The 12,285-nt window shown below is 38.3% G+C and carries 6 protein-coding genes; all 6 read right to left on the bottom strand.

The window, feature by feature from the left end; all coding sequences use genetic code 11:
- Positions 1–209 precede the first annotated feature (209 nt).
- On the bottom strand, positions 210–1,682 hold the full coding sequence (locus AAFN87_RS12350; protein ID WP_347791372.1) for an alpha-amylase family glycosyl hydrolase: 1,473 nt from the start codon (positions 1,680–1,682) through the stop codon (positions 210–212).
- 242 nt (positions 1,683–1,924) lie between these two features.
- Positions 1,925–2,293 (bottom strand): YisL family protein, encoded by a 369-nt coding sequence (locus AAFN87_RS12345; protein WP_347791371.1) that lies wholly within the window; start codon positions 2,291–2,293, stop codon positions 1,925–1,927.
- Between the two features lie 110 nt (positions 2,294–2,403).
- Complete coding sequence (locus tag AAFN87_RS12340) at positions 2,404–3,306, bottom strand: fumarylacetoacetate hydrolase family protein (protein ID WP_347791370.1); 903 nt, start codon at positions 3,304–3,306, stop codon at positions 2,404–2,406.
- A gap of 52 nt (positions 3,307–3,358) precedes the next feature.
- On the bottom strand, positions 3,359–4,531 hold the full coding sequence (locus AAFN87_RS12335; protein ID WP_347791369.1) for a DUF418 domain-containing protein: 1,173 nt from the start codon (positions 4,529–4,531) through the stop codon (positions 3,359–3,361).
- A gap of 403 nt (positions 4,532–4,934) precedes the next feature.
- Positions 4,935–8,636: a helicase-exonuclease AddAB subunit AddA gene (addA, locus tag AAFN87_RS12330; RefSeq protein ID WP_347791368.1), complete on the bottom strand. Its 3,702-nt coding sequence runs from the start codon at positions 8,634–8,636 to the stop codon at positions 4,935–4,937.
- On the bottom strand, positions 8,608–12,162 hold the full coding sequence (addB, locus tag AAFN87_RS12325; RefSeq protein ID WP_347791367.1) for a helicase-exonuclease AddAB subunit AddB: 3,555 nt from the start codon (positions 12,160–12,162) through the stop codon (positions 8,608–8,610). The genes addA and addB overlap by 29 nt, the downstream gene beginning before the upstream one ends.
- Between the last annotated feature and the right edge of the window lie 123 nt (positions 12,163–12,285).

Raw genomic sequence — 12,285 nt, 5'->3', positions numbered from 1 at the left:
AGAAATAAAATAGAAACGACTTATTCCACAATACACATTTTTTTACATAAATGCAAACTATATATTTTTTTGTATTATTATAATTTATTTTTAATATTAAGGACTTTCCTTTGTAAAAAAAAAGCCGTAAATACTTTTTGAAAGCATGTACGACTTTTTTTATTCTATTATATGATTGGCGCCGCCCTGTTACGGCAGTTTATAATAAACTATTTTTCACCATCTTGTATTGCACGACGTTCACGACCACGTTTAATGATTATGATCACAAATGCAATAAATAGTACGTACACTAAACCTAATGCGACTAAATACGAAACATTTAAACCGCGCTTATCGATGATTTGGAATACTTCAACTACTTCTCGATCTAAAATAACCGCGTAATTTCCGTCTTTATTAGCCCGGATAATATCACTATCTAACATCCCACGAAGTTCTTTATCTTCTCCGATTTCCTCTTGTGAAATATTTACATGATTCGTTTTACTCGTATTATTAATAACAACAAGCCATTCTTCTTCTGCTGATTTACGTGTAAAGGCGATAAAGCCATTTTCGTTTTTCAACATTTTAAAGTCACCGTGGCGAAGCGTAGATGATTCGTTGCGAAGCTTTTGTAAATTTTCGATATAATGGATTAGCTCTTCATCTGTTTTAAAATTGTAGAACTGGTGTGCTTCTGGACCCGCTTCCCCGTTCATCGCAATTTCAGAACCATACTGTACAACCGGCACTCCTGGTAAAAATAACGTGGACGCATACGCTGCTTTTAAGCGAGTCGGAGGAAACATGTTTTGCTCCGCTGAATCGAATGTAAAACGATTTGTTTTTAACGAGTCGAACATAATTTGAGCTGGCACTTCCTTACCAGCTAAATACGGGTCTACATATTTCAATAAGTTACTTGAATCTAAGTCTACATTTTTATAAATATTACGATAAATTTCATTCGTTTCATTGTAAAATTTCGCATCAAAGTTTGCATCGCTTTCTTCATTTGAAATAATATACAATGCAGGATTTTTAGCTTTCAATGTATCAATTAAGCTATTAATGTAAGCCGTATCGGCACCTGTAATATTTGTTAAACGCACCCCACCAATATTATAGCTAGTTACAAAGTTGACAAGAGCTTCTTTTAAAGCCATTTGTACATCTGTATTTGATAAATCCCACTCTACAAGTCCGTTTTCGGTTGCTTTAATCCACGATTTTTTCGCAGCATCTTGTGCCCACTCATGATTTTCGCTCACTTTTGAAAGCGGAAAGTCAACCATAATCGACATATCGTCTTTTTTATATGTATCTATTACGTTTAGAAATTCCTCACTTGTTCCAAAATGCTCTTCTATCTTTTCATAGCTCGTTACAGCTTGGCCATCGTATGTTTCTGTTTCAAACACTGAGCCAATTGAGACAATAGTGAATCCCATATCTTTTATTAAAGAGCGCTTTTTTACTAACCCTTCAAAATCGCCACCTGCAAATTGTGTTACATCTTTCGTGTTGACATCAATATCATTGTTCCCTGAGCCGTTGAAATAACGGTCAACTAATACATCATATATACTTTCATCTGCGATTGTTCGGGTTTCTTCAGCAGAAATTGAAGCTGTTGAAAACGAGGCTGCTAGTATAATGCTAGCTGCAGTCGCACTGATCCACTTTTTGAATCTCAATATAATCCCTCTCTTTCAAAACAATCCAACTTCATTCTACCAAAATTCCACGTGCTGGTTGTATTATTTTCTTTAATATTGTCACAATTCAAATCACAAATACGTCTAAAAGGTGAACTTATCCATGAAAAGAGCATTCTTCCATACTGATTCAAGGTGAAAATCAGATTTATCTACTATTCTCCTTTTTCCCTTTACATAAAAAAAATCTGTGAAGCATCATAGCCTCACAGATTTTACTATTAGAAGTTCATGCTAATGCCGCCAAATAAACCAAGGTAAAGTGTTACTAAAAATACGATACCGAATAGTACCCAAAACATCGTAGTAGACTTACCTTTCGTTTTACGGACTAAAATCATTTCCATAAATCCGATTACTAATACACCGAATAATAATTTCATGTCATACCACATACCGCCTTCAGCAATAATACTGCGGTTTTCCATGAATAATGCTCCACCAGTAATGATGATTAATATGTACATTACGCGGAGTGCCATATGTACACCTTTATTTGGTTTGCTAGCTAATGCAGCAATTAAAAATAGTACGATTGCGAGTACCCATGTTGTAATGTGGATGTGCGTTGAACCAGTTAAAAAATCCATTATTTCCCCACCTTATATTTTTCTTTTCATGCAATATCCTACCATGAGAGGTAGTTCGTTTCAATGAATAAGAACTTACAAATATAATTGTAGAGCCATTTTGCTCATTTTTAAGCAAAACGATTTGTTAATGTACCAATCCCTTCGATGGAGATTTTCACTTCATCTCCTGCATTCAAGAAAGTTGGGGGTGTCATCCCTTTTCCAACTCCAGCTGGCGTACCTGTTAAAATAACATCGCCCGGCTCTAAAGTAACGTGCTGCGATAACGTTGAAATTAATTCAGCTACGCTAAACATCATATCTTTCGTCGACCCATTTTGGCGCACTTCACCGTTCACTTTCGTTACTACTGACAATACGTGCGGATCTGGAATTTCATCTTTTGACACTAAGTAAGGGCCAAGTGGACAAGTACCTTCTAGGCTTTTACCCAAAAAGAACTGTTTATGTTTGGATTGCAAGTCGCGTGCTGTAAGATCATTACCAATTGTATACCCGAATACATAATCATATGCCATCCCTTTAGGAATTTCTTTACCGCGCTTGCCAATGACTACTGCTAATTCACCCTCGTAATCTAGCATACTCGTTTTATTTGCATGGACTGGTAATGTTGCCTCATCAGCAGCTATAGCAGTCGGAGATTTTGTAAATACCATTAAATGCTCAGGAGCTGCATCTGCACCCATTTCTTTCGCATGCTCATTATAATTTTTACCGATACACATAATATTTTTCGGTGTACGTGGAATCGGTGAAAGCCATTCAATCTCTTTAAATGTATGTTTATATTGGTCCGCATTTTCACTTTTTTGCGCTGCATCAACTAGTTTGCGTGTTTGCTCTACAAAATCAAAACCTAGCGAAATACCTTCAATTATCGTAGATGGAAAAGAAGGGAGAACTTGAAGCGTTTCTTGTATTGCGAGTACATCCCAAACAGCTTCTTCTTTTTTCACTTTTGGTCCAAATTTTACTTGCCCATCAAACTTAAATGATAATAATTTCATAATTAAGCTCCTTCTTTTTTCTACATCATACATCATACGCCACTAAAAAGCCTTACTTTTCTGACAACACTTTTCCGTAAGTTAATCTTTTAATCGCTGCTTCAAGTGGCCCTTGTGAAAACTTAGAAAGCCACAATTCTGCTATGATGAGCTGTGATACGAAAATGGCAACTGCAATATACGTACCCATTTGCACATCTACTTGACCGTATAAACTAAAGCCAAAGTTATAAAATAAAATTGTACAAATTATCGACTGCATAATATATAGCGTCATCGACATACGCCCTGCTTTTGCAAGAGGCGATAAAATTTTAACAGCAACCGGAAGCATACATATCACATTTATAGCTGCGATATATCCTACTGCTAATATCGGTCCACCTATATAGACTTTTAAATAATCTAGTAAGTATGTTTGTGTAAACATAAACGGTGCACTTTTTATAAATAAGCCTGCACTAATACAAATGATTGCTAGTGCGATCCACAGTACTTTGAGGTCTTTCGCACGTTCAATTAAACGCCATTTTGCTGCTGCTGCACCAATTAACATATACGGTAAAATTGTAAATAAAGCAGAGAACCACATGCCGAAGCTCATTTGCACTGATAAATCTGTTAAGCGTTGCATAAAGGCATCTGTCCACGAGCCAACTCCGTAAGCTGTTATAGCATCTTGCACTTTGACAATATCAACAAAGCGGGCATCTACTTCCTCTAATAGCAAGCCTGCTGCTGAATAGAGGAATAAAATAAATGCATGCATGAGGCCATTAAGTGTTATGGCGATTGTAATTAGCCATCCGCTTTTTAAACGAATTAGCGCTAGTAGGAAAAATCCACAAAATGCGTACATCGTTAATATATCACCCCACCAAATAAGAAATGCATGAATTAAGCCAATTATTAATAAAATGACTAAACGCTTCGGCGCAAACTTATAAAAATTCACATCTGTTTTTTTAGATTTCATAAACTGCATCGCCAATCCATACCCAAATAAAATAGAAAACAGCGGGTAAAAACTACTTTGCACGTAAATATCTAAAGTTTGATGCCAAATAATATCTTTCGCTTCTGTAAACCATTGACTTAAATCGATATGAGGCATTGGTAAATAAAAGCCAAACATATTAACTAATAATATACCGAGCAAACTAAATCCTCTTAAAATATCCAATGTGTGAACACGTTCATTCACTTCTGTTGGCTGAAACTTCACAGCTGTGCCCCCTTCCTTGATGCGTTGTAAAAGTTAATTTCTTTTTATGAATGCTATTACTTAGGCTAAAAACTATAACATTTCATTCTAATTCTATCTTACATTAAGTTCGAAACGAAGGTCGTATTAATTGTGATGAATTTATAGCAGATTATTACTTAGTCGTGAAATTGCACGGGATTGTTCAATCTAAAATAGGGGATTCGCACGCAAGAACGGGGAATTCGCACTCAAGCTTAAGGAAACCGCACGCAAGACCGAGAAATGCGCACACAAGCTCGAGAAAACCGCACTCAAGCTCCAGGAATTCGCGCGAGACTCGAGTTTTCGCCCGTAAGACTCACAATCCAGCTCACTTGCAAAAAAAGCTACCCCCAACAAAAGTCGAAGGTAGCCCGCTAGCTTAGCTCAATATTATCGTTTCACCAACATCATATAAATACAATACTTTTTCTGTTACTGGAATACGTTTAATCGACTCGACTGCCTCTTTATAAATATCGAGCTGGACACCATAGCGACTAGTCATTTCTTTTGTTAAAGCTGGCTCCTGATCGTATGGCGCTCGCACTTTATCTGTTTTATAATCTAGCAATACCCAGCTGCCATTTTCTTCGAACAAACAGTCGATAACACCTTGGACAATTTGCACATCCCCGTCACGATCCGCTCGACTGAGTGTAAACGGTACTTCCCGCAGTAGCGTATTCGCTTGTTTGAAGCGCTGTCCAATTGGAGATGCAAAAAATTGCAGCACTTTTTCCATATCCATTACATCGGCTTCTTCTGCTGTAAGTAACTCGCGTGCCACTAAGCTTTGCAAGAAGTCATTGGCATCTTCTAGTGACGTAAATCCTTGTTGCGGTACATGTTGCATAACTGCGTGGACTACCGTACCCATTTCTGCTGAAGACAAAGCTTTTGCTTGAATAAAGCTCGGTCGTTTTGCTAATGATGCCTGTTTTTTTGCTAAAGGATTATACGTTATATCCTCTTCCTGTTGAAGAGCTTCGAAACGTTTAATTTCTGAAACTGATGTTTTCGATTTTTTCTTTACTGCCTGTAAATACCTATAAGAAGCAGTGAAACGCTCGGTTATTTCAGCTAAAAGCGCGTTATCTACTACATGCTCATTTACCTGCTCTGAAACTTCTAGCTGCTCTACTTTGCCACTGAATAACTCAACCGGCAACACTTTCACCGACCATAAAGACTCCGTTTGTGGCTTGATAAATTCCATACTAAATGCCTCATCTTGAGTAGACAACGTTAAAAAATCACTATGACGAGCAACAGCTGGGCCAACCCAATCGAGATAGCTGCTTGCATTTGCACGTATATAATCAGGTAAAATAGCGCGATCTGGTAAATCTTGCACCGCTTCCCAATCAGCTTTTTTCTTCTCCCAATTTTTCACTGTACCTAGTAAAATCAATTGCTCCTTCGCACGTGTCATTGCTACATACAAAATTCGCATTTCTTCTGCCTTTAGCTTAGCTATTTTTTTCTCTTTCATCGCTAAATATGGAAGAGATGTGTAAATTGTACGGTCCTCGGCATTAATTGCCTTCACAGCTATTCCAAAATCTTGGTCGAATAAATAAGAGCCTTTAAAATCTTGCTGATTAAATCGATGTGTCATCCCTGCTACAAACACAACTGGGAATTCTAGCCCTTTTGATGAGTGAATCGTTACTAAACGTACGACATCATCACTTTCTCCAATTGATTTGGCAATACCTAAATCATCTCCACGCGATTTCATACGGTCAATAAAGCGTAAAAAGCGGAATAATCCACGGAACGATGTCTTTTCATAAGCGAGTGCACGGTCGTGAAGTGCACGTAAATTAGCTTGTCGTTGCTTCCCGTTTGCCATTGCGCCGACCATCTCATAATAATTCGTATCTAAATAAATCGTCCAAATTAAATCCGCAAGCGACCATCGTCTTGCAAGCTGTCGCCATTTTTCAAGCTGTTTCAAAAAGCTTGATAATTTTTCCGCAGTATGCATATTCGTTCCTTGCTCTACATACTCCTTTACCGCAACAAAATACGGTACATTCCGCTTAGTTAAACGAATTTCAGCTAGTTCATTTTCTGTTAAACCTATAAACGGCGAACGTAGTACCGAAGCAAGTGGAATATCTTGGTACGGATTATCAATTACTTTTAACGTATTTAACATGACCATCACTTCAAGCGCTTCAAAATAGCCTTTTGAAGACTCGGCATAGAGTGGAATTCCTGCTGCTTTAAACTCCTCTGCCAAATCCGATGCCCATTTCATCGAACGCATTAAAATTACAATATCACTGTATCGAATTGGACGAGTTGAGCCGTCCTTTGGATTAAACACCGGCACTTCATTTTCAACCATATATTTAATACGTTGAATCATATAGCGTGCTTCCTGCTGTGATGTTTTTAGCTCTTCATCTTCTTCATCTGTTTCCGTAACGGATAAATCCTCATCTTTTTCGACAAATTGATCTAAAATCACAAGCTCTACTGGAATATTATTGTCATTGTAGCTCGCACTAAATTTCAGAGCGGCTTGATCATCGTAGTCGATTTCCCCAACTGCTTCATCCATTACTTGCTCGAAAACATAGTTCGTACTCGCTAATACTTCTGAACGACTGCGGAAGTTGGCATTTAAATCAATTTTCATCCCCGTATTTATAGGATTTTCTTCAAAATCTTTATACTTACGCAAAAACAAGCGCGGTTCAGCAAGTCTAAATGCGTAAATCGACTGCTTTACATCTCCCACCATAAACATATTGCCATCTGCTTCACTACCACTTTTCACAAGCTGTAAAATGGTTTCTTGTAACATGTTGACGTCCTGATATTCATCAACTAAAACTTCTTTAAATCGTTCTTGGAAATCTTTTGCTACTGCTGAAGGGCATAATTCGCCATCTACATTTTCAGTTAAAATTTCTAAAGCGTAATGTTCTAAATCTGAAAAATCGACTAAGCCGCGCTCAAGCTTGGCCGCTTTAAATGCAGCACTATACACTTTAACAAGCTTAACTAGCGTGTCAATAATCGGTTTCATTTGACGAATTTCCTCAACTAAATAATGCGGCTGACGGACGAAAAACGTATCTTTAATGCCTTTGACAATATCTTTGGCAATATCGCGATGTTCTTTTGCTAAATCTTTTATAATAGGATCTGCATTATCCGCCTTTTTAATAGTCGGGATGCGTCCCCAAGCCGCGTGTTGCATATGATCATGAACATCTTGCCATGTACCATACTTAAGTTTTTCTAGCACTACTTGCACAAATGCTAATTCCTCATTTGCAGTTGGTGCGTATGCAGTAAGACCAAAATCCCCTTCCGCATAGCGCTTCATTGATAGCAAATTTTTCTCTGCTGCGATTAACGAATGTTCGATTGATTTTTTTAGCTCTTCTACAAACTCGAGTTCATCTACTGTTGTATTTGGTGGTAAATCATACGCTTGCGACAATGTATCTAGCCATTTAAACGGCTCTGGTTGCACGCGCGACATTTCATATAGTTGCTCAAGTAATACTTCAATCTCTTGGTCATGACGGTCAGACGAAAAACTATCAACTAGATGATAGACTTCTGTTTGAGACAGCTCGCCTTCTTCGCTATATGCTTTTTCTAAAACAGTGGCAAGTACATCATCGCGCAGTAGGGCCGCCTCATCTTGACTGGCAATTCGGAAACCTGGGTCAAGGTCAATCATATATGCATATTGGCGACAAATCGCTAAACAAAACGAGTGTAGCGTAGATATTTGCGCTTTATTGACTAAGCTTAATTGACGTCTTAAAAATGAATTATGAGGGTCTTTTGCAATCGCCTTTTCAAGTGCTGCCGCTAAACGACTACGCATTTCTGCAGCTGATGCATTCGTAAACGTTACGACAAGCAGCTGATCGACGTCGATTGGATTGTCTTTCGCCAATATTTTTTGAATAAGGCGCTCGATAAGTACGGCTGTTTTACCGGAGCCAGCTGCTGCCGAAACGAGTGTATCCTGTCCAGTCGCCCAAATCGCCTTCCACTGTTCATCGGTCCACTGAGCATCAATCGGTTTCTTCGGTATACTCAACATAACCACACTCCTTCTTCATTCGATTAATGACATCCCCAGATTTCTGTGTTTTTAACTGGTGATAATGCTGATGCCCATCACTCGGATCAAACTGACAAACGGCTTTAAATTGACAATAATCACAAGCCGTTGAATTTTTTAATTTGTAAGGGTGAATGGCTGTTGTGCCAGAGAAAATTTCATTGCCAGCTTCTTTATGCTTTTCAATAACGAACTGCTGCAACATCGGCATATCATTTGCCTCTACAGTTTTGGAATGTGCTCCAATCGCACCTTTAGACGTAACACTTACTGGAATAATAGTCGATTTTTTGTTTTCTAATAAGTTTTCATCCATCGCCTCTAGTACATCAAGCTCATTTGTCACTAGGCCTTGCATTCTATATTTTTCAAGACGCTGTAATTCACGCACTTGCTCGTCGACGTATTCCTCTAACCGAATTAGTGGGTCATGTACGTGCACATAAAGCATTCCTGCTGGAGCGACAATTATTTCTTTATCATTTGCTAGTGGCAATAGCTCATTTGCATTTTGCAGTGCAACATCTAAATAAGTTAATAATTGCAATGAAATACCGTGATACACTTCATTCAGATCTAAGTCGCGACTCGATGATTTATAATCGACGACGCGTAAATACACTTGCTTATCCTCCTCGAATGCATCAATCCTGTCAATTTGCCCTCGTAAATACATTTTTCGTTCATTATTTAAAGGAATCTCAAGTGCCGGTAATGGTACAGAGCCTTGATCGGTTGCTTTATCATCACGCTTACCAAACGGCTTTTCATGTACAATCGGCTTAAACTTCGATACTTTTGCGTGCTCTGTCAATGCAAATAATGTACGAGCAACAACTCGAATTAGTTTTTCCTTAATATATGTGTAGCGCGCATTACTTTCCAAAATACGATACGAGAAAATACCAACGAGTGGCTCAATCGTGTCGCGCGCTTTCTGTAAACATTCCAAATAGTTTTTTGGAGGTCCATCTGTACTCGCTAAAATTGTACGTAACGCCTCGTGGAATAAATCACCCATTGCAAATGTTTCAAGACGATATTCCGAGCGTTCCTCTAAGCGTAAACCGTACGTCGTAAAATGTGAAAACGGACAACGATAAAATTTCTCTATGCGTGAAACACTCGATTGCAACTCTTGCCCGTACAATGCTTCTGTCACTTCTGGCGTCAATGGTTCTGCTTCATTCTTTTTGTATAATGGTTTCGTTACTATTTGAAGGACCCGTTTCCATTCTGGGTATTGCTCATAAAATGCATGTAGGGCAACCCATTCTGGTGCTAATTCTTTCGTGTGCTGCGCTTGCTTTAACTGCATTGTTAAATAAGCAACAGATGGACTCGGATGACGAATATATGTTAAAACACGCTCTACATCCATTTCTTCAATTGGGTCAATAAAGACTCTAATATGAGGTAATGTACGTTTGCCGTCAATTGTAAATAATTTATGCAAGCGGTTTATATAAAGCGATGGTAATAATCCTTTACTTTCCTCATCGGCAGTTGGGTAAGTAATATAAAGTTTTGATGTTGGTGATGTCATCGCTCGGTAAATTAAAAATGCTTCTTGCAATAGACGACTTTTTGAATTTGGCGATAGTTCGTAATCAATGCTATCAAAGAATTCGCGTTCTGCATCTGATACTAAGCCTTCTTTATCGATACGCATCGGATATACGCCATCATTCACACCGATAATAAATACCGCTTTCATATTATCAAAGCGAGAATATTCAACAGTAGCAATCGTAACTTCATCTATTGCTGGTGGGATATTTGAAAATTGGAGTGAATCATAGCCCTCATCTAGGATTTGAGCCGCTTCTTCTAATGATACTTCCTGTTCTCCAAACATCAGTACAAATTGCTCAAGTACATTTACCCAACCATTCCACACTTGGTCGTGTTCGCTCGCGAAATCGAGTGCAGCACTTTCTAATTCCTGTTCCTTCATCACTTGCAACTTTTCATACAGCTGTAAATCCTCTGCATACGCGTACAATGCATGCCCAATGTCTAGCCCTGTTGTCGCTTGTTTTAATGCCGTTTGCAGCTTCATTAATGGTGTACGCACAATATTTCGTGCATCTGCTAATCTTTTTTGTATCGCTAGCTCACTATCAGTTTGTACATTTTCAAACTTTTCGAGCGCACGGAATCTTCGGTATTGCCACATAAAGTCATCATGCCAGCGATTGCCGATAATCCCCTTGGCAATTACAAAGTTTTCGAGATTGTCCATTTTTTCGCGGTATTCGCTAATATTCACGCCTAATGGAAAAAATAAATCAGTTTTTATACTCCGAAATACCGGTTCATATTGCCAGTTTGAAGTGATTGCTTCTAATGATGAGCGCATAAATTCTATGAACGGATGATGCAGCATTGGGCGCTTTTCATTCATGAAAAATGGAATATCATATTGTTGAAATGTTGTGGAAAGAATCGGGTCATATACATCTGCTTGACGGTACATAATCCCAATATCTTTATACCGAAGATTTTCCTCTGTAACGAGGCGTACTATTTCCCGAGCAATACTTTGCACTTCTGCACGGCGATTGGCCCCTTCAAAAATTTGCACATCGCCTGTCGCTAGCTGTGTAGCCGGTATTGGTGCATGAAAATTCGCTTCAATATGCGCTAAGTCCGGATTATTAAAGCGATGTCCTCTCTCTAAATGCACGCGAGATTCGACATCAATGCTTTGCTGCATCGCAAAATTTATGAGCTTATCATACGTAAATGCGGCACGGTGAAATAATGCTTCCGGCTCAGTAGCAGCGTGCACATCATCAAATGGCAATACGATTGTTACACGTTTCGCTAAAGCAAGTAATTGTTCTACAATGGCAAATTCACGGACGGTAAACGCTGTAAATCCATCTATATAAACATCTGCATCTTTTATTTTGGATGAGTTTTTCAATTGCTCTACTAAAATAGGGTAAAAGCCTTCTCCATCTACATAGCTTTCTCCGATATACACTTCTAGCTCTTGTAAAATGATTTGGAAATCTTTCATTTTCGCAATTAAAGTGTTTGGTGCTTTATTTGTCTCCAGCTCAGCAATGACATCAATAATCGATGTACTTGTTACATCATATTGACTAAATTCACGTAGTAATAATTCTACTTCTTGCGTAAAACCACGCTTCCCGGCTGCTTGTCTAAAAAGTGAAAATCGTTCTTTATTATCTTCTAAAATACGGCGAATGAGCATGCGATAACCGAAGCTATCAATTTTCTCACGTGCAATGCCGCCCGTTTCCTGTAATATAAACCATGCTAAACGTTTAAATGTGAGAACTTGTGCACGCATAATTCCTTGTATGCCGTATTTATTTGTTAAATCATATTCTGCCTTGAATGACATTTGGTCTGGCACAATCATAAAGATTTGTGGACCAAATGGATTGTCCTTTAAATCTTGTACAATTTCCTGGTGAATCATCGTCGTTTTACCAGTTCCGGCACGCCCAGAAATAATACGTAATGACACGCAAATCCCTCCTCTTATTTTCTATTATACAAAGAATATACGTTCGTGTAATGCAAAAAGGGGACGTCTGAAAAGTAATTTTGAGACGTCCTCTTTTAATTGATAATTAACAAAAGGCGAAAA

This window comes from Solibacillus sp. CAU 1738 (assembly GCF_039888725.1).
GTDB lineage: Bacteria > Bacillota > Bacilli > Bacillales_A > Planococcaceae > Metasolibacillus.
This window is presented reverse-complemented; position numbering and strand designations above follow the sequence as displayed.

What these genes read in the sequence shown, in the direction of transcription:
- AAFN87_RS12345 (WP_347791371.1), bottom strand. Translation starts at nt 2,293, where the DNA reads ATGGATTTTTTAACTGGTTCAACGCACATCCACATTACAACATGGGTA.
- AAFN87_RS12340 (WP_347791370.1), bottom strand. Translation starts at nt 3,306, where the DNA reads ATGAAATTATTATCATTTAAGTTTGATGGGCAAGTAAAATTTGGACCA.
- addA (WP_347791368.1), bottom strand. Translation starts at nt 8,636, where the DNA reads ATGTTGAGTATACCGAAGAAACCGATTGATGCTCAGTGGACCGATGAA.